The sequence below is a fragment of the Aestuariirhabdus sp. LZHN29 genome, assembly GCF_049985285.1.
Classification (GTDB): Bacteria; Pseudomonadota; Gammaproteobacteria; order Pseudomonadales; family Aestuariirhabdaceae; genus Aestuariirhabdus.
This window is the reverse complement of the sequence record NZ_JBNIEU010000001.1, coordinates 225,025-249,217: the sequence shown is the minus strand read 5'-3', so window position 1 is coordinate 249,217 and position 24,193 is coordinate 225,025. Positions and strand designations below refer to the sequence as shown.

Sequence of the window (24,193 nt, the reverse complement as noted above, 5' to 3'; positions counted from 1 at the left end):
AGCTACTTACCCATGAATAGTTTCAGGATGGTGTGAATTTTGTCCATTGCACGATCCATTAGCGGCGCCCGTTCGATCTGGGCGAATCGAGCGGTGCCGATGGTTAACTCGGTAGCCAGGGTAAAGATCGGTTTTACGGCAGCTTTGTTCCCCGCGCCGTCTACAAACATATAGTTAAGGGTGGTCGGGCTAAACCAGCTTAACTTGAGGCGCATCATCGATTGGTCGCCTTGGACAAAATCGAACCAGGTGCCGAATTCGACTTGCTTGAGGCGAGTGATAAGCTCCGGGTCAACATCGACATTTCCGCTGTCTTCGTCTTGGTCCAAATCCTCCTCTTCGATATGGATTCCACCCAGGGTCGCAACGGCGGCTTCTTCGATCTGTTGTTCGACCGCTTGCGGCTCTGGAGTTTCCAGTGGTTTGCCTTGCTCGGCGCGCAATGCGGCGCGCTGGCATAGCACCAAAGGCTTCACCAGACCCTTGATATCTTCCTCCTGGTGTCCCCCAAGGTTGATCAGGTGCTGTTTAATATTGGTGATCAGGTGGGGCTGTTTTTCCTTCAGGAGGTCCTTCTCGTCGATGCTGTATTTGGGGTCGACACTCCAGAAAATATCGTCGGTGATATTGATCGCACGTTGCCATGCCTCTCCATCCTCACCGTGGCGCAGCAATACAAACACCAATACGTCATTCCACGCCGAAAGCAGGAAATGCACTGTCGCTTTTGGGGGCTGTTGATCGCGAATACGGGACTCAAGGGTCGCCCGTGATTTTTTACGCGCAGCCAGTAACCGGTCGCGCCCCTTGGTGGCTTCGACCGCGCGCCGCTCGATGATCTCGGATTGGCGTTTGAGCAGGTTAATGAAGCCATTGAAATCTTTGATCAGCTCATTGAATAGCTCGATATCGCCACTGTAGTCCTTGATCACCCGTTGCACTACGTACTGAATTTTTGCCAGTACGCCGCGGTCATTTTGCTCATCGGGAGCCCAGAGCACTGCTGCCTGGGCCATGCTGTTGAGCAGACGCCGTGCGGGGTGCTGGTGGCGGACAAACATCTCTTTGTCGGTCAGCGCGATTTTCAGGTAGGGCGTATGCAGATGACTAAGGGCTGTCTTGCAAATATCCGGCAGGTTTTCATCGTCAAGGATAAAGTCGAATAGCATCCCGACCAGGTCGATGATGTCAGCGTCTTCGGGGGAAATATTGCGATTGGAGGCACCCTCGTCGTTGAGGTGCTTTACCAGGTTATCCTTGAACGCATTGACGGTTTGCGGAGTGGTGAAGGGGGTGCCATCGCTGTCGATGTTTTGTTTCTGCAGCGCGGTGAGAGCGCTGAGCAAGTCATCCGTGGAGTAGGGCGCCTGCCCCTCCTCCGGGGGAGAAAATGCGTGCACACTGCGGAAATTGGCCTCGGGTATCTCCAGCGGCATGTTGTTAACGCGGCGAGTGGTAATCAGGTCGCTGATGGCGCTAAACAGCTGGTCGCTAACGGCAGGGTCCATATAGACCGTGCCGTCCATCGCAGCGTCCTCGGGGATGCTGTTGTCGTAGTTCTGCGGGATGTTACTCGCCAGGGGGCCCGTGTTGGGGGGCGCCGGGTGCCTTTGGGGGGACGAGGTAGCCTCTGGTATTTGCTGCTGCCCGGAAGGTGGGTGTTGACCTGGCGGGGGAGTGGGGGCGGGTGATTGCTCAGCCGCTTCATTGTCCGCCTCCTCCTTGCCCGCTTCCGAGAGATCCAGGTGCTTTCTCGCGCCCTGGCTTTCGGCATACTGGCGTGCTGAAAACTTCAGGTTCGGGAGCACATCGGCTTGAATGAGGCGTTTGTTGAGGTCGTCGTAGATTTTGTCTAGCTCTGTCATGACGTATTCGTCAAACAGACGGAACAGAATCTCCTGGATGCGTTTGTGGGTTTCCAGCGCCTCCAGGGCTTTGCAAAAGCTGGTGGCGACCTTTTTCGCCGATACCGGGTTGGTGTCGTCGGTGACCTTGATGCCGTTGATCACAATCGCCAGGCGCTGGTTCAGGGCATAAAGCGCTTCGGTACAGCGACCGTTGACCTTGGTTGCCATGTTGGTGACCACGAGAGACTCTTCGTAGGCCTCGTTCTGCACCAGGGACATATCTTCTGCGTCGATCTCCTGGCTCTCTTCAGGCTCGCTCGTTGTGGACTTTAGCTCGATGAAGTCGGTAAAGAGCTGGGAGATCTCCTGATGGAAAATGCGCTCTGCCTGGGGTCTTTTCAGGCGAATTTCACGCATGCTGTCGAAGAACATCGTCTGGATCGAGTTGTTCTCGGCTTTTTCGGCGGCATCGAACAGGGCGTCATCGATGTTTTCAAACATCTGTGCGAGGGCGCTCGCGGTGCTGTTCATGGTGATCTTGCGGCAAGCCTGAATGAGTTGTTGAAAGCGCGGCTGGATATGATCCAGGTTTTCCTTGCGGCTTTGCAGACTGACTACCTTGGGGGGCTCAGTTTGGCTCATAGTTTTCCCTGTAATATTGCAGGACTCTTTTTATAAAAGTCTCTTTCTTATATTAGTCCATTATAAGTCCGTAAAATGAGAACCAATCTCACTACGATGCAGACCCCAGATTATGAGTATATGCCTTAATAACTCTGGGCTCTAGCCATCTTTCGCTATGACCGGGTGGAGGGGGTGGCGAGCTTTACATCAGGCGTCGTTAAACCGTTGTTGATGCTAAAAAGGGGGTTGACTATCGAACTGGCTCAGGTAATATGCGCGCTCCAAGGTTGAGGGGCCTGCAGGGCTGCCTATCAATTTTGGAAATAGTTCCCTGATAGCTCAGTTGGTAGAGCAAATGACTGTTAATCATTGGGTCGCTGGTTCGAGTCCAGCTCAGGGAGCCACTACGGGGTATAGCGCAGTCTGGTAGCGCGCCTGCTTTGGGAGCAGGATGTCGGGAGTTCGAATCTCTCTACCCCGACCAACTTAGGGTCGTTAGCTCAGTTGGTAGAGCAGTTGGCTTTTAACCAATTGGTCGGGCGTTCGAGCCGCCCACGACCCACCACATTGAAAAGGGGAACCGCATCGCGGTTCCCCTTTTTTTATGTACAGGATGTACGGTATGCCGCGGGGCCATGGATGGCCAGGAGCGGCGTCGTCGGGCAACGCTAATATTGCCATTAATGATGGCGGCAGCGATCAAAAGGGATGGGCGGTAGATCGCGAGAGCCAGGGATGGCGGCAGCGATCAAAAGGGATGTACGCGCCGATAGCTGCGCTCCTGCACGATCGACACTCTGGGCATCCCTGCCCGTCGTATGCCGCGGGGCCATGGATGGGCCGGCCATTACTCCTGCCGGGCCGGCACTCCCCACATCCCTGTGGGTCGGAGCGGCGTCGTCGGGCAACGCTAATATTGCCATTAATGATGGCGGCAGCGATCAAAAGGGATGTACGGGTCGATAGTTGTGCTCCTGCACGATCGACACTCGGGGCATCCCTGCCGGAGCCGTAGGTCGGGCTTTAACTCGACAGCCTTAGCCCGACAACCCTGCTCAATCGGTTTTAGATCAACTCGATCGCCATGGCAGTAGCTTCGCCGCCACCAATGCACAGAGAGGCAACACCGCGCTTTTTACCCTGCTGTTTAAGAGCGTAAATCAGACTGATGATGATCCGTGAACCGGTAGACCCTACCGGGTGGCCCTGGGCGCAGGCACCGCCGTGGACATTGACCTTGCTGTGATCGAGGCCGTGCTCGCGCATGGCCAGCATGGTAACCATGGCGAAGGCTTCGTTGATTTCGAACAGGTCAACGTCCTCCTTGCTCCAGCCAGTTTTTGCAAACAGCGTGGTCATAGCGCCTACTGGCGCGATAGTAAACTCGGACGGGTGTTGTGAGTGGGTACTATGGCCTACGATCCGGGCCAGTGGCTGCAAACCGCGTTTTTGCGCTTCGGATTCGCGCATCAGTACCAGCGCCGAAGCACCATCGGATATGGAACTGGAGTTGGCCGCAGTAATGCTACCCTCCTTCGCGAAGGCGGGGCGCAACTGGGGGATCTTGCCGATATTGGCGTTGTGGGGCTGCTCGTCATCGCTAACCAGGGTTTCACCGGCGCGGCTTTTTACGCTCACCGGTACCACCTCTGCTTTGAGCGCGCCACTGTCGATCGCATTTTGGGCCCGACGCAGGGATTCAATCGCGAACGCGTCCATCTCCTCACGGGTGATGTTGTACCGGTCGGCGACCTCCTGTGCGAAGGAGCCCATCAAGCGACCGGTTGCGGCGTCTTCGAGACCGTCGAGGAACATGTGGTCTTTGACTTCGCCGTGTCCCATGCGCAGCCCTTGGCGTGCTCTGGGTAGAACGTAGGGGGCATTACTCATGCTTTCCATGCCGCCGGCGACCATGATGTCGTTGCTGCCCGCCTTGATCAGGTCGTGGGCGAGCATGGTCGCCTTCATTCCGGAGCCGCAGAGTTTGTTGATGGTGGTACAGCCGGTAGCCTCGGGAAGCCCTGCCCCCAGGGATGCCTGACGCGCGGGTCCCTGTTTCAGTCCCGCTGGCAATACGCACCCCATGATCACCTCCTGTACCTCCTCAGCGCCGATGCCTGCACGCTTGACCGCCTCGCGGATGGCGATCGACCCCAGCTCCGGTGCGCTGACGTTGGCCAGACCTCCCTGGAAGCCGCCCATTGGTGTACGTGCACCGCTGACAATCACTATGTTATCTACTGGCATCTCGCTTACTCCTCTTCTTTAAATCGACGCTTGCTGCATCGCTAATCCGTAATGGCTGGCGGCCTAACGTCGCTGTTTATCGTTCTGTACTCGTTACCCTTTGGATTGGGCTGCGCCCCGAAGGCTAATCGTTGACTGGGGTGGGATAGTACCAAAGTCGTAACGCATCGGGGCCCGAATCATCCCTTGTCGATCGAAAATCATACTTTATGGCGATAGGGGGGTACTCGGAGGCTGGATATAGTAGACGTGCTAGATCGATTTTAGTCCGCTGCGCAGTTGGCTGCGGGCCGTATAACAACAATAAGAGCGATCCTATGTCTCAAACCCGTATTCTGGAGCCGACTCCATCGGCGCACCCCTATCCCCTGTTGATAAAGCAGCTACTCCTCTCCGGGCGTCGTTACGAGGCTAACCGGGAGATTGTCTACCGGGATCAGGTGCGTTACGACTACAACACGCTTAACGAACGCATAGCTCGCCTGGCCAACGCCCTGAAGGCCTCCGGCATCGGCCCTGGGGATGTGGTCGCGGTGATGGAGTGGGACAGTCATCGCTATCTGGAGGCGATGTTTGCGATCCCGATGATTGGTGCGATTATCCATACCATCAACGTGCGCCTGTCACCGGATCAAATTACCTACACGGTGAACCACGCCGAAGACAAGCTGATTCTGGTAAATGATGAGTTTTTGCCCCTGCTAAAAGGGATACACGATCAGTTTACCACGGTAGAAAACTACCTGCTGATAAGCGATAGCGACAATCCCCAAGTGCCCGCTGACCTGCCCTTTGTTGGTGAGTATGAGGCGCTGCTGGCGGCGCAGTCTCCCGACTGTGACTTCCCCGATTTTGATGAAAATAGCGTCGCTACGACGTTTTACACCACCGGTACCACCGGCAACCCGAAAGGGGTCTACTTCACCCATCGTCAACTGGTGCTGCATACCCTGGTTGAAACGGCGGTGATGGGGGCCCTCAGCAGCAATCCGCTGATGAACTCCGACGATGTCTATATGCCGGTAACGCCGATGTTTCATGTCCACGCCTGGGGGGTTCCCTATGTTGCGACCATGATGGGGGTCAAGCAGGTTTACCCGGGCCGTTACGAGCCCGACCTGCTGGTCGAGCTGCAGCAGCGTGAAGGCGTAACCTACTCCCATTGCGTGCCTGCGATTATCCAGATGATCCTGGGGTGTGCGCGGGCACAAGAAGTTGATTTTAAAGGTTGGAAGGTGCTGATCGGTGGATCAGCTCTCAATAAGGGCTTGGCACTGGCCGCTCAGGATAAAGGCGTACAGCTCTCTGCCGCCTACGGTATGTCGGAAACTTGCCCGCTGCTCTGTGGTGCTTATGTCACCGAGGTGATGCGTGAGGAGCTTTCTGATGAGGCTCAGGTTGATTATCGCATCGCTGCAGGAACGCCCGTTCCTCTGGTGCAGCTTCAAGTGGTGGACGCTGAGGGTAATGCCCAACCCCATGATGGCGTCAGTGTCGGTGAAATTGTAGTGCGCGCGCCCTGGCTCACCCAGGCCTACTTCAAAGAACCCGAGAAAAGCGAAGAGCTGTGGGCCAATGGCTGGTTGCATACCGGTGATGTGGCCACCATCGATGGGCTGGGGGTCGTTAAAATTCGTGACCGCATCAAGGATGTGATCAAAACCGGCGGCGAGTGGGTCTCCTCGCTGGAGTTGGAGGGGTTGATGAGTCTGCACCCGGCGATCTCCGAAGTAGCGGTGGTGGGTGTGCCCGACCCGCAGTGGGATGAGCGCCCCTTCGCGCTGGTGGTGGTGCAACCCGGCGAGGCGGTCGATGCGACAAGCGTCAAGGAGCACCTCAAGCGCTATGTGGACGAGGGGCGCATCAATAAATGGGCGATCCCGACCCAGATCGCGGTAGTGGAGTCGATCCCCAAAACCAGCGTCGGAAAGCTCAACAAGAAGCAGATTCGTGCCGAATACGCCGATTACCTCAATGGCGAGGGTGCTTTTCTCTCTTCCGTGTGATCGATATCAAGGGAGGCGGCCTTAACCCCGATTTCACTCTTTAGGATGATGAACAGGTTTAAATACGAGGGCTATAGTGGGTGTCACGATAGGGGTGGAGTTTTTGTAGTGTCTATCCGGGTGTCAGTTGGCGGTAAACGCCGGCGCACCCAAACAATAATAGGGGCGGTTAACGCCTCAATAACGTCATAAAAACGATAATAACAACGGAGTAGTGTCCAATGAGTATGCGTAATTCCTCACGCACCTGGCATCAGGTTGCCCGTCTGCCGCTGGCAGCGGCGGTAACGGCCGCGGTGCTATCGACCCAGGCCCAGGCCATCAGTTTTGAACTGATGGATGGCGAGGTTCAGGGTAGTTTCGATTCCGATATCTCCTACGGGGTGAGCTGGTCGGTATCCGGCCCGGATAAGAACCTGATCGGTAACAACAACGGTGGCAAGGGCTTGTCACAAACCACCGATGATAACCACCTGAACTACAAGAGTGGGGATAAGTTCTCCGAGGTGGTCAAGGGCGTTCACGACCTCGAGCTGAGCTACGGCGACAGCGGTGTCTTCGTGCGGGGTAAATACTGGTACGACTTCGAGCAGCGTCGCGATCAGGAGTTTAAGAACATCAGCGACAAGGGGCGCCACAAGGAGGCTCGCACCAAGGGTGCTACCATCCTCGATGCCTACGCATGGCATAACTACGAGTTCCTCGAGCAACCCGGTAGCGTGCGTATTGGTAAGCAGGTGGTGAGTTGGGGTGAGTCCACCTTTATCCAGAACGGTATCAACGCCATCAACCCGATCGATGTCTCCGCCTTCCGTAAGCCCGGCGCCGAGATCAAAGAGGGCCTGATGCCCGTTCCCATGCTGTTTGTTCAGCAAGGATTGACCGACAACCTGTCGTTTGAAGCCTTTTACCAGTTCTCATGGGAGCCGACTACCCTGGATAACTGCGGCACCTTCTTCTCCGGCCCTGATGTGGCGGCGTTGGGATGCAATGAGAATCTGGCGGTATTGTTACCGGAAGAGGATTTGAGCGCAGCACTCGGGGCTCTTGGTGCGCCGACTATCGGCGTAATGAAAAATGCAGGTGTTGATTGGTCTCCATACGGAGAAGGGGTTATTGTTTCCCGGGTCAAGAACGATGAGCCAAGAGACAGTGGCCAGTGGGGTACAGCACTGCGCTGGTATGTACCCGAGCTGAACGATACGGAGTTCGGCGCCTACTTTATTAACTACCATAGCCGCGCCCCGGTGTTGAGTGGTCAGGGCGCAGACCCCTCTGTCTTCGGTTATATCGCCGGTGGTGGGTATGCAGCTGATCTTATAGCAGCCGGTGTTCCAGCTGGAGCGCTAGGTGCCGTTATTCCAGCTACGGCATCCTCCATTGTCGCCGGTAATTCCAGCTATTACATGGAATATGCGGAAGATATTCGCTTATACGGACTCAGTTTTGCCACCACGGTGGGAACGACCGCCGTCAGTGGTGAGGTGAGCTATCGTCCGAATGCGCCTGTTGGGCTCAATACCACCGACGTACTGTTTTCCGGTATTACGCCATTGGACCCTGATGTTTCCCTTATTCAGGGTGCGCCAGGTGGAACCACGCAGGGATACAATCGCCTGGAAGTGACCCAGGCTCAAGTGACTGCAATTCACTTCTTTGATCAGGTGATGGGTGCCAGTCGAGTCGCGGTGGTCGGTGAAGTTGCCGGTAACTGGGTCGGCGCAATGGAGGATTCTAGTGAGCTTCGCTATGGCCGTGACCCTGTGTTTGGCCCAGGGCCCCTGCCAAACGGCCGCTGTGATTCCTTGGCGGTCACTTTGAGTGGCGGTCAAAACAACTACTGTGAAGACGAAGGTTTCGTCACCGATTTCTCCTGGGGTTACCAGGTGCGGGCGAGTGCGGATTATAACGATGTCTTTGCCGGTATTAACCTGAAGCCCTCCATCGCCTGGAAGCACGATGTGGACGGTTATTCGCCCAACACCAACTTCGTTGAGGATCGCAAGGCGGTCTCTGTTGGCTTGCGCGCGGACTATCTCAACCAATACAACGCCAGCATTTCCTACACCGATTTCTTTGACGGTGAATACAACACCAGTGGTGACCGCGACTTTGTAGCGGCCAGCGTCGGTATGACCTTCTAAGAGACGGATAACGGAGTATAAAAATAATGATGATGCATAAGAAACTGATTGGCGCAGGCGCGGTAGCGCTGACCCTGATGAGCGCCAGTATTATGGCCGCCGTCTCCCCCGAGGAGGCCGCGCGCTTGAATAAGGATCTCACCCCCATGGGGGCCGAGCGTGGGGCCAGTGCCGATGGCACCATCCCTGAGTGGACCGGTGGTTTGCGTAAGGAGTACGCGCCTTTTCTCGAAGATGGCTCGCTGGAAAATCCCTTCGCCGATGAGCAGCCGCTATTCACTATTACGGCACAGAACTACGAGCAGTATGCGGATAAGCTGAGCGAAGGCCAGATCGCCATGTTCAAGCGTTTCCCCGAAACCTACACCATGCCGATCTATCCGACCCATCGTACCTCTACGGTACCGGGCGAGGTATTGAAGCAGACCTTCGAAAATGCCACCACCGTAGAAACCGTGGATGGTGGCAACGGTCTCAAGAACTACAGCAATATTGGTTCCACCCCCTTCCCGCTGCCGCAAACCGGCGTTGAGGCGGTTTGGAACCATATCGTGCGTTACCGTGGCGGCAGTGTGAAGCGCACCATTGTGCAGATCACGCCTAACAACAACGGCTCCTTCACCCCGGTTAAGTTTGAGGATGAGTTTACCTTCAGTAATAAGGTCTCTGACTACAGTGGTGATGTCGGCAACCTGCTGTTCTATTTCAAGCAGCGGGTGGTAGAGCCGGCTCGTTTGGCGGGTAATGTATTGTTGGTGCACGAAACCATCGATCAGGTAAAGCAGCCACGTATGGCCTGGGTCTACAACGCGGGTCAACGTCGTGTACGTCGTGCGCCCCAGGTCGCTTATGACGGTCCGGGTACGGCGACCGATGGTCTGCGTACCGCCGATAACTACGATATGTACAACGGCTCTCCCGATCGTTACAACTGGGAACTTGTCGGCAAGAAGGATATGTATATCCCCTACAACAACTACGACCTCTATTCCAAGGAGCATAAGTACGCCGATATCGCCAAGGCGGGTCACATCGATCCTAAATTCACCCGTTACGAGTTGCATCGGGTGTGGGAAGTGGTCGGCACCCTTCGTGAAGATGCGCGTCATATCTACGCCAAGCGTGTGATGTTCCTCGACGAGGATACCTGGCAGGCGTCTGTTATCGATCACTTCGATGGCCGTGGCCAGCTGTGGCGCGTAGCCCAGTCTTACAATATGCAGTACTACCCGATCGATACCCCATGGTACGCTGCGGAAACCCTTAACGATCTGCTCTCCGGCCGCTATCTGCTGCTGGGTCTGCAGAACGAGGAGAGCAACGGTTACCAGTTTGGTTTTGACGTTTCCTCCAAGCAGTACACCCCGGCGGCGTTGCGCCGTGAGGGGCGTCGCTAAGCGACAATCGGCCCGCCCAAGCGGGCCAACCTACTCTCTTCAGCCGGGCCGCGCCCGGCTTTTTTATGCCCAGGGATGGGCGGTAGATCGCGAGAGCCAGGGATGGCGGTAGCGATCAAAAGGGATGGGCGGTAGATCGCGAGAGCCAGGGATGGTGTGAGTGGCGGATCACCCCTTCCCCCTCGTGTCATGCCGCCGCCTCAAGCCGTTGCTCCGCGTTACCTATTCGTCATGCTCGCGGGGCATCCCGTAGTTGCGTACTCGAAAATCCGTAGGTCGGGCTTCAGCCCGCCAGCGGAATGCTGCCCAGTCTCTGCCAACCGTCGGGCTAAAGGTCGGCCTATAGCCCGATCTACAGGTGGTGCGGGGCATTGGTTGACCGGCATTATCTCGAGCATACGCCGAATCTGTCCTCCGGGCCGAAACCCGATCAACTCGAAGGCGTGGATCTTTAACCGGCAACAATCTCCCCGCATTGATTTGCCCTCGCCCAACACTGCATAATGTTAAATATAATGACGGAATACGGCGATGTACTGTATTTCGAGCAGCAGGGTTACAAGGGCGAAAATGGTAGAGAATCGAGAGATAGAGTCATCCCCGGTGGCCGCTAGCGCGGGCGGAGGCGGTGCGCCGCTTCCGGGAGCCATTCTGGGGATGAAGCTGTATCGCCCTCCCTTGCCTGCGGGACATATTCCGCGGGCGCGCTTGCTCGAGCGTTTGAATCAATCCGGCTGTCGTCTGTTCGTGATCAGCGCTCCTGCGGGATTCGGAAAATCAACCCTGGCCATCGAATGGTTGCAGCAGTTACCGGTGGATCACCGGGTTGCCTGGTTGTCTCTTGACGAACGTGACAACAATCTGCAACGCTTTCTGACCTATCTGGTGCATGCGCTAAGTAGCTGTCTGGATGAAGGGGCAGGGGACTCTTCGTTGGAGCAGCTCCAGGCTCACCAGGCTCATCAGCCCCTCTCCTTCGAGCTAGTGTTGGCGCCTTTGCTCGAAGAACTATGGCAGCTAAAGCACCCATTGGTCTTGGCGCTCGACGACTATCACGTGATCAACCGCGAAGCGGTACATCAATGCCTGCAGTTTTTATTCGATCATCTACCGCCCCATATCCACCTGTTGTTGACCAGCCGTTACCAGATGGGCGTTGCACTCTCAAAGCAACGGCTCAACCGACAGCTCGAGGAGTTGGGGCAGGATGAGTTGCGTTTCACCCATGAGGAGATCGAGAGCTTCCTCGTCGGGGAGGGGTTTAGCGGTCTCAGTGCTGATGATATCGCACTGGTGGAGCAGCGCAGTGAGGGCTGGATTACCGGTTTACGCCTGTTTGCAATGGCGGTCAGTCGTGAGGAGGACCCGCGCTTGCATATCCGGGCATTAAAGGGTACGGAACAATTCATCGCCGATTATCTGTTGGAGGAGGTGTTTGCGCGCCTCGGCGAAGAGCTTCGAGAGTTTCTTCTCGACACCTCCCTGCTTGATAGCTTTAACGCCAAGCTGTGCGATGCGGTCGGGCAGCGTGAGAACAGCGCCGAAATGATGGAGTTATTGCGTGGCAAGGGGGTGTTTTTGATTCCCCTTAACCAGGAGGGTACCTGGTATCGCTATCATCACCTGTTTGCCGAGTTTTTGCGGGAGCAAAGTAGCAAGCGAGGAACGCTCCGCAGCACCCTGGTATGGGAGCGCGCCAGCCGCTGGTACCAAAACCGGGAGCAGATGCAGCAGGCGGTGGAATACGCGTTGCGCGCAAACGATCTTGATGGTGCCTCACGTTTAGTACAGGGTTTGTCGGAAGAGCAGCTGCTTGCCGAGCAGAATCTATCCCAGTTGTTGAACTGGCGCTCGGAGTTGCCGGAGCAGCTGATCCTCGGTCGCCCCCGTTTGGTGGTGGTCTACAGCTGGGCGCTGGCGTTGAGCTGCCAGCTAGCTGAGGCAGAGCGGCTTGTGGGCACTCTCGAACAGAGTGAGTCTGGCGAGAATGCGTTTTATCGTGGTCAGGAGCTGGCGATTCGCGCGGTTATTCATCGAGGGCAATCGAATCTGGACCAGGCGCAAGAGAGCGCACTGGGTGCGCTATCGCTGTTGCCCAATGAGTCGTTCGGTGCGCGCATTATCTGCTTGTCGATTCTCTGTAACTGCTTTCTTAGTCGTGGCGATCTGGAGCAGGCCCGGGAATACAACCGGCAATCGGTGGAGGAGGCTCAAAAGTCAGGGCATGACCTGTTCGAGCTGTTGATGTGCTTCGACCAGGCAACGTTGATGATGGCGCGCGGACACCTCAGCATCGCGCTGCGCCATATTGATGAGTACACCAAGCGCATGTATCGGGATGCCGACACCACCAGCCTTGGGCGGCTCTATATGCTGAAGGGGTTTGCTCTTTGGCAGCAGCAAAATCTGGATGAGGCAGAGAGCTGGGCGCGACGGGGGATTCCCATCGCCGAGAGAGCCCGGGATGTCTCGGTGGTGCTTGGGTACACGGTCCGTATTCTTATCTATCGTAATCGCAAGGATATTGGTGCGGCCTTCAATATGCTGGCCGAAGTGGAACGGCTGATGAACCTGTGGGATATCCCCCAGGTTTTTTATCTCGCCTGGTTGACCACGTTAAAGTGCGATCTGTGGATCTATCAGGGCAAGCTGGATCTGGCACGGAGCTGGCTCGAACGGCTGATCGATCTTTACGACAGTGAGAAGGTCTGGCCGCCGCCCTATTTCCATTTTCTGCCGGGATTGATCAAAGTGATCTATTGTCGGCTGCTGGTGGCCGACGGCGATCCTTTAGCGGCGGCTTCCCTGGCTGCTCGTAGCGCTGAAAAGTGCGCTCTGCAGCAGTTCTCCAGTTATCAGGGGGTCGCTTTGCTCTATGAGGCGGCGGCGCGAGAAGCCGCAGGTGATCGAACTACAGCCGATAAACGCCTCCCCGAAGCCATTGCGCTATTGGAAACCCAGCAGGTGATCTTCCCCTTCCGTGAGCTGGGCGATGCCATCGTTGAACCCCTGCGGCGCATGGGAAGCAATGAATTTGCGAAGCGGATGCTGGAGATGATCTGCCCCGCTTCTAGTCCCCCACAGGGAGACGCCGCAGAGCAACGCTTGCTGGATCTTAATCGCCAGCTCAATGAGCCAATCAGTAAGCGCGAGATGGCGGTATTGGCGCTGATTGCCAGCGGTCTCTCCAATCAGCAGATTGCCGACAAACTGTTTATTTCGTTGCATACGGTCAAGACCCATGCGAGGCGTATTAACAATAAGCTTGAGGTGCGCAGCCGCACCCAGGCGGCGGCCAGGGCTCGTGAGCTGGGGCTGGTTTAAATGGGTAAATATGCGACGCTGTGAAGTCCATTACCCTCCCTTTACACTTTTTCTGATAGATTGTTGTCAACCCCCTCGGCGGCGCAGGATTTGAGTTCTTTTTTTCCGGCGCTGGATGCCATTGAATACAGGACTATTTGTTATGATAAAACAGCTAACTGCGATCACCCTTAGCGCTTTTTTACTGGCCGGCTGCCAGACTACCAACCCCTATACCGGTGAGGAAGAGGTCAATAAAACAACCAAGTACGGAGGTATTGGGGCTCTGGCGGGGGCGGTAGTGGGTGGCCTTGCCAATGGTAAAAAAGGCGCGCTAGCCGGGGCAGCCCTTGGCGGTGCCGCCGGTGCCGGTTATGGTTACTATACCGACCAGCAAGAAGCCGCGTTGCGCTCACGCCTGCAGGGTACCGGAGTACAGGTGCAGCGCAATGGCGACGACATCAAGCTGATTATGCCGGGCAATATCACCTTCGATACCAACTCCTATAATATCCAGGCAAGCTTTTACAGCGTGTTGGGGTCGGTCGCGCTGGTATTGAAAGAGTTCGATGAAAATGCGGTGGAGGTTGTTGGTCATACCGACAGCACGGGGTCACACCAGACCAACATGACCCTGTCTGAAAAGCGCGGTCAAAGTGTTGCCAGTTATCTGGTGAACCAGGGTATTGCTGGTCCGCGCATCACCTACTTTGGTGCGGGTCCCGATCAGCCTATCGCCAGCAATAGTACCTCCAGCGGTCGGGCGTTGAACCGTCGCGTTGAAATTAACCTGCGCCCCCCTGTCGCTCAATAGTCGATTCCCTTCAGCCAGCGACCTAATGGGTGGCTGGCTGAAGCCCTCCTGACATATTCTCCCGCCGTTTAAACTGATAAACTGGCCGCCATTAGGTGGGCGGTAAATGCTGTACCGTTGGTGAGAAACAAGAGGGGAGTTTGGGTATGAGCAATGATCGGGTAGTGATCTTTGATACCACGCTGCGCGATGGTGAGCAGAGTCCTGGCGCATCGATGACGCGGGAGGAGAAGCTGCGCATTGCGCGCGCCCTTGAGATGATGAAGGTCGATGTCATCGAGGCTGGCTTTCCAATTGCTAGCCCCGGCGATTTTGAGTCGGTTAAGGCGGTCGCCGAGGCGATCCGGGACAGCAGTGTATGCGGCCTGGCGCGGGCCCTCGATGGAGATATTGACCGCGCGGGTGAGGCCCTCAAGGGCGCGGCTTCTGGACGTATACATACCTTTATTGCTACCTCGCCCATTCATATGCAGCACAAGCTGCGCATGCAGCCCGAGCAGGTGATTGAGCAAGCGGTGCACGCCGTCAAGCGTGCCCGCAACCTGATCGGCGATGTCGAGTTTTCCTGCGAGGACGCGGGGCGATCGGAGATCGATTTTCTGTGCCGTATCATCGAGGCTGCCATCGACGCGGGTGCGCGCACGATCAATATTCCCGATACCGTCGGTTATGCCATTCCTCATCAGTTCGGTGAAACCGTTGCCCAGTTAATCGCCCGCGTTCCCAATGCTGACAAGGCGATCTTCTCCGTTCATTGCCACAACGATCTTGGGTTGGCGGTCGCTAACTCATTGGCGTCAGTGGTAAAGGGGGCACGGCAGGTTGAGTGTACGATCAATGGGCTGGGTGAGCGCGCGGGTAACGCATCGCTGGAGGAGTTTGTGATGGCGCTGCGGACCCGTAAGGATCTGCTGGGGCTGGATACACATATCGACACTCGGCATATCGTTTCTACCTCGAAACTGGTTTCCGGAATCACCGGCTTTCCCGTTCAACCCAATAAAGCGATTGTCGGGGCCAATGCCTTTGCCCATGAGTCCGGTATTCATCAGGATGGTGTACTCAAACATCGGGAAACCTACGAGATTATGAGCGCAGAGAGCGTTGGCTGGACCACCAACAAAATGGTGCTGGGCAAGCACTCGGGGAGAGCTGCGTTCAAGAGCCGGTTGGAGGAGTTGGGTATCGGGTTTGCCACCGAGTCAGAGCTCAACACCGCCTTCGCCAACTTCAAGGAGTTGGCTGACAAAAAACACGAGATTTTTGATGAAGACCTGCAGGCCCTGGTCAGCGACACCCTGGCAGCAAAAATAGAGGAAACCTACAAGCTGGTGTGCTCAGAGGTCTGCTCGCGCACCGGGGAAACGCCAATGGCGAGAGTCACCCTTAACGTCAATGGCGAGGAGCAGAGTGTCGAGTGCGCCGGTGACGGGCCGGTAGACGCAGTGTTCAAAGCGATTGAGAAGATAGCGGGCTCTGGTGCGACGCTCTCGCTGTACTCGGTTAATGCCATTACCAAAGGTACCGATTCTCAGGGCGAGGTGACGGTGCGATTGGAGAAGGGGGGGCGTATTGTGAATGGTTCCGGAGCAGACACCGATATCATTGTGGCTTCCGAAAAAGCCTACATCAACGCGCTTAACCTGTTGTGCGTTAATGTTGAACGGGCCCATCCGCAGATTGCGGATGTTTAGCTAAGAGCTCTGCGTCGTGCTTGAACAGCAACGCCAACAATATCTGGACGCGATGGGGATTCAACCCTGGTTCGCGCGTAAGGTTCTGCCCTGCGCCAAGCCATCACAACGCTGTCGCTGGGTCTGGCCCGATGACCAGGTAGCGGCTTCGTTACCCACGCGAACAGCAGTCTTGGCCACCCCGGCGGGTATCGGCAGCCCGTCATCGGCGCCGTCACAGCAGAGTGAATCCCTTCAACCCCATCGACCCTCTGGCGCTTCCGTGGCGCCCCAGCCTGTAGTCACAACCGGGGGGACGGGTCGTGATGCACTGGATGCGCTTAAACGTTCGGCGCAGGAACCGGCACCGGCACCGGCACCAGGATTACCGGAACCTGGCCAGACGCTGCAGCGGAATCCTTTGGTTGCGGAGCGTTCGGTTGTAAAGGAGCCCCCCCATACGCAGGAGCCTGTGGTCGACGTAGAGGTTCCCCGCTGCCGGCTGGAGGTCATCGCCTTGAGCGACACCCAGTGGGTGATTGCAGACCTTCCTCACTTTGAGGTCGGCGGCTTTACCCGCTTTCACCAGCAGCTGCTGCAGGATATCGTGCGCAGTATTGGCTGGCCGCTGACCATGGAGCAGCGCCGGGGCTTCCACTGGCCGTTGATTGACAATGGCTCCATCGATCAGGGGAGTACCGTGGCTCACGACACCCTGCATTACTGGTTGCAGCGTGACGAGCGTTGGCAGCGGAGCAGTCAGCTGATGCTGTTGGGGCCACAGGCGATCTCGCTGGTGTTGAATGAGAGCCGTGAACCTGGCGCAGTGATCACCCATGAAGGGAAGACCCTGTTGCTGTGCCATAGTCTCAATGCGTTGATGAAGTTGCCGGAATTAAAGCGCGATACCTGGCGCTGTTTGCGCACTTACCTGCAGCAGGCGCAGGAGGGCCAGGATGTCCACCGATCGGGACTATAGCTTCCGCCCCATGGAGGAGAGCGACCTGGACGCCGTGATGGCGGTGGAGGTGCGCGCCTTCAGCCACCCCTGGACCCGAGGCATTTTTGCCGGTTGTCTCAAACCCGGTTACAGCTGCTGGGTGATCGAGAAGGGCTCTCGCCTGATAGGCCATGGGGTGCTTAGTGCCGCTGCCGGGGAAGCTCACCTGCTCAACATCACCGTGAGTCCTGAAACCCAGGGGCTGGGGATAGGGCGGGATTTTCTACAACATTTTCTCGATATTGCACTGGGGGTGAAGGCGGAAACCCTGTTTCTAGAGGTGCGTCCATCTAACCTGCCGGCGATCCACCTGTATGAATCGATGGGGTTCAACGAGCTGGGCAGGCGCAAAAATTACTATCCCTCTGTGGAGGGCCGGGAGGATTGCCTCATTATGGCCTACACCATAGAGGGAGAGGCGCTCTGGAACGATTAATCCTGCCGCCTCCAGCAATTCTGCCCATAGCAAGAGTTCGTAACGCTCCGGGTGTAGCGGATTGGTCCCTCGTTTGTCTCAATTCTTCGCTTTATGCCCGCCCGGGCCACGGCTACACTGCTACCGATACCCCTAATAGTAATCGACGGCACGTCGAACGGACGGATTCATCCATGTTAATGTTGTTGCGGGTTTTGACCTCCCTCGCCTGCCTGTTTGCGGTCGCCGCAGTTCAAGCCCAGCAGGTAACTATTCTTCATACCAACGACTGGCAATCACGCCTGCTGGGGTTTGGCCCCAACCTCGAATACAGCCCGCAAACGACCAATGACGATGATACGGTGGGGGGAATCGCCCGTCTCGCAACCCTGATTCGTGAACGTCGCGCCGCCGCCCAAATGACGGGTCCGGTGTTGTTGCTCGATGGGGGGGACTTTAGCATGGGGACGCTGTTTCATACCCTCACCCGGGAAACCGGTGCCGAGTTGCAGTTAATGACCCACCTCGGTTACGACGCCATCACTCTGGGTAATCATGAATTTGATTTTCGGCCGGATGGGTTGGCAAAGATGTTTCGGGCCGCCGAGCGACAGCGACCCAACCTGGTCCCGGTGGTGGCCTCCAATCTGGTGTTTGATGCCACCGACCCTGCCGACGACGCCCTGCAGCAGGTGGTGGCCGATGGATTGATCCGAGAGGGAATGTTGATTGAGCGCGGTGGCATCACCTTTGGACTGTTTGGTTTGATGGGGGTCGATGCGGGCGAGGTGGCGCCTAACAAGGAGCCGGTAACGCTCGCGGACCAAATAGCCACCGCCCGGCGTATGGAAGCGTCTTTAAGGGACGCGGGTGCGGACCTTGTCTTTCTGCTCTCCCATATGGGCGTGATTGCCGACAGTGACGGCCAGTGGGGAGGCGAGGAGGTGGAGATCGTCAAGCAGGTTCCCGGTATTGACCTGGTGATCGGCGGCCACTCACACACCCCCCTGTCGCATCCGCTTATGGTCAACGGAACCGCCATCGTTCAGGCGGGTTCCGACGGGCAGTTTTTGGGTGAGTTGGTGCTGGACTGGACGCCCGGCAATGTGCAGGTGACCCGTTATGTCCTGCATCCGATCGATGACAGGATTGCCGGTGACAGCGAAGTCACCGCGATGATTGAGCGCCTCAAGCAGCAGGTTACCGAGCAGGTACTCCAGCCGGCGGGCTACCGGTTTGATCAACCGTTGGTGACCACTCCCCGCACCCTGACACGCGCTTATGAGGACCCCGTGTTGGGTAACCTGGTGACCGATGCGTTGCGCCGGGCCAGCGGAGCCGATATTGCGTTGACGGGCAATGGCACCCTGCGCGATGACCTGTGGCTCGGGCGCACCGGTGTGCAGAGCGTCTCCGATCTCTACCGCGTGGAGCCGCTGGGGATTGGTGAACTGAACGATGATCCCGGGTATCCATTAATGAAGGTGTGGTTCGAGGCCGCAGACCTGAAGAGCATTTTTGAGGTGCTGCTGCTGGGCTATCAGCTGCGGGGCGACTCCTATTACCCGCGCCTGTCCGGTGTGCGGGTGACCTACAATAGCTATCGCCCGCCCTTCGACCGGGTAATGAAAGTAGAGCTGGGAGATCCTGTGCGCGGATATCGCGAGCTGGACCTGTCGGCGAGCAATACCGATCTCTACAGCATTGGCGGAACCACCTATGTGGGTGGTTTTACCTGGCTGATTGGCGACATCAGCTATGGCTTGCTGTCGGCAACTCCGCGGGATGCCGAGGGCGCACCGGTGAACGATATTCGCCTTGCTATCGTCGATGGGGATGGCAAACAGGCCGGGGTGCAGGAGATTAAGGCGTGGAAAGCGATACTTGATTACCTCGGTGGTTTGCCCGATACCTCTGGCGATCGTATTGCCGATATTCCACTTAACGACACGACTACTGAGCTGCGGATGATTGAACGTACGAGTCTCGCCCCGGCGGCGATGCTGGCCAATGCCGGCGGGATCGCACTGGGTGTCTATCTGCTGTTCGCGTTGCTGATGATACTCAGTGTATGGCTGCTGTTACGTTTCTATAAAAAACGGCGCTAGATCTCCTGTTATACTCCCATCAAATCCCAAGTAGATGATTGATCGCCATGACTGACCTCACCAACCTGCTGAAGAATAATCGCCAATGGGCTGAGAAAATACTGCAGGAAGATCCTGAGTTTTTTAACAAGCTTAGCCAGCAGCAGTCCCCCGAGTACCTGTGGATCGGCTGCTCCGATAGCCGGGTGCCGGCGAACGAGATCGTCGGTCTGCTACCCGGTGAGCTGTTTGTCCACCGCAATGTTGCCAACGTGGTGATTCATACGGATCTTAATTGCCTGGCGGTGCTGCAGTACGCCGTCGAGGTACTTAAGGTGAAGCATATTATCGTTACCGGTCACTATGGCTGCGGCGGTGTTAAGGCGGCTCTCGGGCAGGCCGAACTCGGGCTGATCGACAACTGGTTGCGGGTTATCCGGGATATTTATCACCAGCATCATGACCGGTTCGAAATGCTCTCCGACGACGAAGCGCGAGCAGATCTGCTGTGCGAGCTGAATGTTATTGAGCAGGTCGGTAACGTGTGCCATACCAATATTGTGCAAAATGCCTGGCGCCGTGGACAGGATCTGTCGGTGCATGGGTGGGTTTATTCGGTCAAGGACGGCATCGTCAAGGATCTGGGGGTTCGGGTCGATGGTGTGCAGCAGGTACCCTCGGCTTACCATGTTGGTAACCCCGAGGATTAAGGTCCAGCGGCCCAGTCGACGGTGAGCTTGCTACTGACATAGCGGAACTTGCCGGAGCGCTCCCGCGGCAGCTCCTGCAGGCGTTCGATCACCACCTTTACCTCTCCCAAACGTTGGCGAACTCCCTCGATAATGTGTTGCTCCAGCGTCGTAGTGTAATCATCGCTAACCACCAGTTGCAGGCGAACCACCTCCAGGCTCTCCTGCACGATCCGAAACTCCCGTACGGCGTCCAGGTCGCGCAAGATGTAGATCAGCGACAGGGCGTGCAAGACCGTACCGTCGCGCGCCATCAGGAAGTCGGTGGTGCGCCCTTCGATACTCTCCAGCAGCGGAAGCCCGCGACCACACGCGCAGCTGTGGGTGCCTAGAACGGCTAAGTCCCCCGTGCGGTAGCGTACAAAGGGGAACTCGTGGGTGGCGGTGTGGGTGATCACCACCTCGCCTCGTTCACCGGCGGGTAGCGACCGGCCCTGGGGGTCGACAATCTCTACAATCAGCTCTTCGGCGCTGAGGTGCATCCCCCCCTGTGGGCATTGGTGGGCGATAAACCCGGCATCCCGGCCGCCATAACCATTGGCCGTAGGGGCACCAAACACGCGTTCAATGGTGGCTTTTTGATTGTCGTAGAGCCGTTCGGATGTGACGAATACGACCTTGATACCCAGTTGGTTGAGGGCGATTGTGGAGCGTTCGGCGTAGGCGGCGATTAATGCCAGTGCCGATGGGTAGCCAAACAACATGCGGGGGCGGATGCGAATAATAGTGTCGATATAGCGTTGAACGTTGGTCTCGCTCATTTCGAATGCGGGGAGCAGGTGGCTACGCAGCAACCGATCACGCCACAGGCGCAGCCGATCCTGGCTGCCCAGCTCGACAGGGGAGCCCCACACGACCAGCTCCGGATCTCCAATATCTACTCCCCACCAGCGTGTTGCCCGCCATTTGGCCGCAATATCATGACTTTTACGCGCTTTTCCCACCAGGAACTGTAGCGGTTCGCCACTGGATCCTCCCGTGTTGAAAGCGGTTAATGGGCCCGCATCCCGGGCTATCAGACGCTCTCGTTGGCTACGAATGACGCTCTTGTCCATCAGCGGAAGGCGTTGCAGGTCTTCGATGGAGGTGATGCCTGAAGGGCTAAACTGCAGCCGCTTAAACAGTTCCTGGTACCAGGGAACCTGCACTTCGATGCGCTTCAGGAAACGGCGCAGGTTATCCAGTTGTAGCTGCTGAAGCTGCGCGGTGGTTAGCCATTGCGAGCGTTCAAGCTGCCGGTGCCGGGCAACGCTGGTGTGCCCCTTGAGGGATTCATGCAGGGGAAACAGTAGTTTGGCAACCAGGGCAGTGTACATGGCGATCCGTCGCGGTGAGGCCGGGGTGCCTTAGAGTATGGATCAAAAACCCCTGATCCACCGCTTTACCCGGATGGCCCGTTGCCACCAGGGTAAAGCCTGGGGTCACGGAGTCAGTTGCAGGCGGCTGTTGGCTCCCGCTTCGATCTGTTGGCGATTCATCAGTTGGGGGCGGTATCCCCCCTTATTGTAGTGTGCTGCCTGATCGTCAAAGTGGGGGTCGAAGGGGTTGCCCGATTGCCCCACCGGGTTGATCCCCTGCGCCTGTTCAACGTCGGCAAGAGGAACGATGCGGCGGGTGGAGGGATTGCTGCTCACCCTGTAGTGATCCTCGGCGTAGGTATACGCCATCTTGCTCAGGGAGCGCTTACTGCTGTCGATCGGGAAGGGGCCGACGTTAAACAGGGCGTCCAGCGGGCTCACTTTACCCAGTGGATGTGGATGCTCAATGCTATGGACCTTGTTCCACTGCCACTGCCGGGTATTGTCGCCAAACTGGCTGCGCAGGGAGTCGATGGCCTTTGTCCACGACGTCGCTAGTACCTCTTCACGGGTCTCGACCCGAGGGGTGTCAGTTCGGTCCCACCAGGGGGAATCGGCATTAGCCAATACCTGCTGGAAGCTGTTATCGGCCATAAAGGTTTTGATAAAGATCTCCTGTCGATCTCCCAGTTCGTCCCCAAAGGTTTGCAGCAGCGCGAAATAATAGGCCCGTTCGAAGATCGTAGCGCCCACGCTGTCCAGCGGGTACTGGCGGTTCCAGGCTTTGAGGGCTTGCAGTGCCTGCTGTGCGACCCCCTCCTGCTGATCCTGAATACTTTGCAGCAGGCGTTCGCGGAAATGGTCGTTGATAGCCCCTTCGGTATCGAGCTGAATAGCTTTCATCTGCTCGGGCGTCCAGCCCCGGCGGTCGCCATTGTTTTCGGGGCTAAGCAGCTGGTGCAAGCGCTCGGCCCGATCTGCCGAAGCGTAGTATCCGGGAATCATCGGTTTACCGGTCTGCGAGTAGGGGTGGTTAGCGGAGAAGATGACTCCGTTATCCGGGTTGACCCGACGCGGGTTATGGCTGAAATCGAGATAGCCATCCACGTCCTGTTCACCGCTGGCGCCATCGAGAATCATCATGCTGTTTACTCCCGGGGCGCGGTTGGGCAGTCTCCCGCTTGCCCACATGGCAATATTACCCTCCGTATCGGCGTAGTTGATGTTGAGTCCCGGTGCCCAAATGTCGGCCACAGCGGCCTCAAACTGGTGCAGGTTGCGGGCGCTGTTTACGCGGTAGAGTGCATCGACGGTGTTGTTTTGGGGGTCGGTAAAGGTCCAGAAAATGGAAACGGGTTGGCTGTTATCGTCGAGTCGTATGGCGGGCTTGGTGAGGTCGCTAATGATGGGGCCGTGGCGAGAATCGCGCACGGTGATGGTAACCGACTCGCCACCCTTGACCTGAATGATCTCCTGTCGACTTGCCAGCGTTTGCCAGCGATCAATGCTCCACACCTGTTGCGGATCATCCGGATTAGTGCGCTCCTGATAGAAGTCGATATCATCGTTCTCGAACATGGTCAGCCCCCAGGCGTGATGCCGGGTGTTACCCAGTACCGCAAAGGGGATGCCCGCAAGGTAGTGACCGTAGACTTCCATATCGGGGCTAACGATGTGGGCTTCATACCAGACCGCGGGCACCGCGATACCGATATGGGGATCGTTCGCGAGTATCGGTTTGCCACTGGCGGTACGCTCCGGCGCCAGTACCCAGGAGTTGCTGCCAATAAAGTGGCCTGCGGGGAACAGCTTGGCGTTAATTTTTAATATTTGCTCGCTCAATGCCAGCAGGTTGGGGTCCATCTGGACCGGGGTGACTGTCGTGGTTTGGGTCGCAGCAGTACCCGGAGTGCGATTATCTTCTGTAGTAAAGGCTCCTTCGAGATAGAAGGGTGCCAGATCCTTGAGGTAGCGCCCCCCCAGCTCCTGGCCAATCCAGTGATAGAGGGGGTCGGTTTTGAATGCACCGGCAAAGCTATAAGCCATGTAGCCCATGGTGTGGCCAATATCTTCGAGGCTGAACGGTTTTACCTCGGTTCGCAGGATTTCGTACTCCAGGGGTTTGGCTCGTGTCGCAATGTAGTGGTTGACCCCGGATTGGTAGGCATTGACCAGACGGTTTTGCGGTAGCTCGGGCTGTTGGCGCATACGCTCGGCGAGGGTTGATGCGTAGATGTTTACGCCGAGGGTACGGAAAAACTGGTCGGTATCGAGCATGCTGTCGCCGAACAGCTCCGACAGGGTGCCGGCTCCGATACGACGCAATAGATCCATTTGGAATAGACGATCCTGAGCGTGGAGGTAGCCCAGCGCCCGCAGCGCGTCTTCGCTGGAGTCAGCGTAGATATGGGGTATGCCCCAGTCGTCGTACAGGACTTCAACCTCAGTGCTTAAACCCTGGAGTTCGAGTGTACCGTCACGGATAGCCTGCTCCCCCCGATAAAGAGAAAACGCCCACAAGGCGAGGAGGGTGAGTAGAGCGAGCAATAGCAAAATCACTCTTTTTAGGGGGTGGCTCATAGGTAGTTC

At 56.9% G+C, this 24,193-nt stretch carries 15 protein-coding genes and 3 tRNA genes; 14 read left to right on the top strand and 4 right to left on the bottom strand.

All coding sequences use genetic code 11. From position 1 onward, the window contains the following. Window positions 1–2 precede the first annotated feature (2 nt). The gene (locus ACP3PW_RS01200) at window positions 3–2,489 is read right to left on the bottom strand and encodes a DUF1631 domain-containing protein (protein ID WP_426414823.1); all 2,487 of its coding nucleotides are present in this window, start codon (window positions 2,487–2,489) and stop codon (window positions 3–5) included. Window positions 2,490–2,799: 310 nt separating this feature from the next. On the opposite strand from ACP3PW_RS01200, the gene ACP3PW_RS01195 reads away from it, so the two are divergent. From ACP3PW_RS01195 to ACP3PW_RS01180, 4 genes are all read left to right on the top strand, one after another. Further along, a tRNA-Asn gene (locus tag ACP3PW_RS01195) sits at window positions 2,800–2,875 on the top strand. 3 nt (window positions 2,876–2,878) lie between these two features. Continuing rightward, window positions 2,879–2,955 (top strand) — tRNA-Pro (locus ACP3PW_RS01190). A gap of 5 nt (window positions 2,956–2,960) precedes the next feature. Continuing rightward, a tRNA-Lys gene (locus ACP3PW_RS01185) sits at window positions 2,961–3,036 on the top strand. Window positions 3,037–3,206: 170 nt separating this feature from the next. Further along, the gene (locus tag ACP3PW_RS01180) at window positions 3,207–3,437 is read left to right on the top strand and encodes a hypothetical protein (RefSeq protein ID WP_426414822.1); all 231 of its coding nucleotides are present in this window, start codon (window positions 3,207–3,209) and stop codon (window positions 3,435–3,437) included. Between the two features lie 99 nt (window positions 3,438–3,536). Here the strand turns inward: ACP3PW_RS01180 and ACP3PW_RS01175 are convergent, their stop codons facing one another. Next, a complete protein-coding gene (locus ACP3PW_RS01175) occupies window positions 3,537–4,718 on the bottom strand; it encodes an acetyl-CoA C-acyltransferase (protein ID WP_426414821.1) in 1,182 nt (393 codons plus the stop codon). 317 nt (window positions 4,719–5,035) lie between these two features. Between ACP3PW_RS01175 and ACP3PW_RS01170 the strand changes: the two genes are divergently transcribed. From ACP3PW_RS01170 to can, 10 genes are all read left to right on the top strand, one after another. Then, complete coding sequence (locus ACP3PW_RS01170) at window positions 5,036–6,724, top strand: fatty acid--CoA ligase (protein WP_426414820.1); 1,689 nt, start codon at window positions 5,036–5,038, stop codon at window positions 6,722–6,724. 221 nt (window positions 6,725–6,945) lie between these two features. After that, complete coding sequence (locus ACP3PW_RS01165) at window positions 6,946–8,868, top strand: DUF1302 domain-containing protein (protein ID WP_426414819.1); 1,923 nt, start codon at window positions 6,946–6,948, stop codon at window positions 8,866–8,868. Between the two features lie 26 nt (window positions 8,869–8,894). Further along, on the top strand, window positions 8,895–10,265 hold the full coding sequence (locus ACP3PW_RS01160) for a DUF1329 domain-containing protein (protein WP_426414818.1): 1,371 nt from the start codon (window positions 8,895–8,897) through the stop codon (window positions 10,263–10,265). A gap of 570 nt (window positions 10,266–10,835) precedes the next feature. After that, a complete protein-coding gene (locus ACP3PW_RS01155) occupies window positions 10,836–13,589 on the top strand; it encodes a LuxR C-terminal-related transcriptional regulator (RefSeq protein ID WP_426414817.1) in 2,754 nt (917 codons plus the stop codon). A 142-nt stretch (window positions 13,590–13,731) separates the two neighbouring features. Next, window positions 13,732–14,382, top strand: a complete 651-nt coding sequence (locus ACP3PW_RS01150; protein ID WP_426414816.1) for an OmpA family protein — start codon at window positions 13,732–13,734, stop codon at window positions 14,380–14,382. Between the two features lie 146 nt (window positions 14,383–14,528). Continuing rightward, entirely contained in the window at window positions 14,529–16,076 is a 1,548-nt protein-coding gene (locus tag ACP3PW_RS01145) for a 2-isopropylmalate synthase (RefSeq protein WP_426414815.1), read from the top strand. Between the two features lie 16 nt (window positions 16,077–16,092). Next, window positions 16,093–17,034 (top strand): hypothetical protein, encoded by a 942-nt coding sequence (locus ACP3PW_RS01140; RefSeq protein WP_426414814.1) that lies wholly within the window; start codon window positions 16,093–16,095, stop codon window positions 17,032–17,034. Beyond that, entirely contained in the window at window positions 17,012–17,491 is a 480-nt protein-coding gene (rimI, locus tag ACP3PW_RS01135; protein ID WP_426414813.1) for a ribosomal protein S18-alanine N-acetyltransferase, read from the top strand. The genes ACP3PW_RS01140 and rimI overlap by 23 nt, the downstream gene beginning before the upstream one ends. 173 nt (window positions 17,492–17,664) lie before the next feature. Next, complete coding sequence (locus ACP3PW_RS01130) at window positions 17,665–19,578, top strand: bifunctional metallophosphatase/5'-nucleotidase (protein WP_426414812.1); 1,914 nt, start codon at window positions 17,665–17,667, stop codon at window positions 19,576–19,578. Between the two features lie 47 nt (window positions 19,579–19,625). Continuing rightward, on the top strand, window positions 19,626–20,267 hold the full coding sequence (can, locus tag ACP3PW_RS01125) for a carbonate dehydratase (protein WP_426414811.1): 642 nt from the start codon (window positions 19,626–19,628) through the stop codon (window positions 20,265–20,267). Here can and ACP3PW_RS01120 read toward each other — a convergent pair. Both ACP3PW_RS01120 and ACP3PW_RS01115 read right to left on the bottom strand, forming a co-directional pair. Continuing rightward, window positions 20,264–21,622 carry a phenylacetate--CoA ligase family protein gene (locus ACP3PW_RS01120; protein ID WP_426414810.1) on the bottom strand — a complete coding sequence of 453 codons (1,359 nt, stop codon included), beginning with the start codon at window positions 21,620–21,622 and terminating at the stop codon, window positions 20,264–20,266. The two genes, can and ACP3PW_RS01120, sit on opposite strands and share 4 nt — an antisense overlap. A 105-nt stretch (window positions 21,623–21,727) precedes the next feature. Then, window positions 21,728–24,184: a penicillin acylase family protein gene (locus tag ACP3PW_RS01115; RefSeq protein WP_426414809.1), complete on the bottom strand. Its 2,457-nt coding sequence runs from the start codon at window positions 24,182–24,184 to the stop codon at window positions 21,728–21,730. Window positions 24,185–24,193 lie beyond the last annotated feature (9 nt).

What these genes read in the sequence shown, in the direction of transcription:
- ACP3PW_RS01200 (WP_426414823.1), bottom strand. Translation starts at nt 2,489, where the DNA reads ATGAGCCAAACTGAGCCCCCCAAGGTAGTCAGTCTGCAAAGCCGCAAG.
- ACP3PW_RS01180 (WP_426414822.1), top strand. Translation starts at nt 3,207, where the DNA reads ATGGCGGCAGCGATCAAAAGGGATGTACGCGCCGATAGCTGCGCTCCT.
- ACP3PW_RS01175 (WP_426414821.1), bottom strand. Translation starts at nt 4,718, where the DNA reads ATGCCAGTAGATAACATAGTGATTGTCAGCGGTGCACGTACACCAATG.
- ACP3PW_RS01170 (WP_426414820.1), top strand. Translation starts at nt 5,036, where the DNA reads ATGTCTCAAACCCGTATTCTGGAGCCGACTCCATCGGCGCACCCCTAT.
- ACP3PW_RS01165 (WP_426414819.1), top strand. Translation starts at nt 6,946, where the DNA reads ATGAGTATGCGTAATTCCTCACGCACCTGGCATCAGGTTGCCCGTCTG.
- ACP3PW_RS01160 (WP_426414818.1), top strand. Translation starts at nt 8,895, where the DNA reads ATGATGATGCATAAGAAACTGATTGGCGCAGGCGCGGTAGCGCTGACC.
- ACP3PW_RS01155 (WP_426414817.1), top strand. Translation starts at nt 10,836, where the DNA reads ATGGTAGAGAATCGAGAGATAGAGTCATCCCCGGTGGCCGCTAGCGCG.
- ACP3PW_RS01150 (WP_426414816.1), top strand. Translation starts at nt 13,732, where the DNA reads ATGATAAAACAGCTAACTGCGATCACCCTTAGCGCTTTTTTACTGGCC.
- ACP3PW_RS01145 (WP_426414815.1), top strand. Translation starts at nt 14,529, where the DNA reads ATGAGCAATGATCGGGTAGTGATCTTTGATACCACGCTGCGCGATGGT.
- rimI (WP_426414813.1), top strand. Translation starts at nt 17,012, where the DNA reads ATGTCCACCGATCGGGACTATAGCTTCCGCCCCATGGAGGAGAGCGAC.
- ACP3PW_RS01130 (WP_426414812.1), top strand. Translation starts at nt 17,665, where the DNA reads ATGTTAATGTTGTTGCGGGTTTTGACCTCCCTCGCCTGCCTGTTTGCG.
- can (WP_426414811.1), top strand. Translation starts at nt 19,626, where the DNA reads ATGACTGACCTCACCAACCTGCTGAAGAATAATCGCCAATGGGCTGAG.
- ACP3PW_RS01120 (WP_426414810.1), bottom strand. Translation starts at nt 21,622, where the DNA reads ATGTACACTGCCCTGGTTGCCAAACTACTGTTTCCCCTGCATGAATCC.
- ACP3PW_RS01115 (WP_426414809.1), bottom strand. Translation starts at nt 24,184, where the DNA reads ATGAGCCACCCCCTAAAAAGAGTGATTTTGCTATTGCTCGCTCTACTC.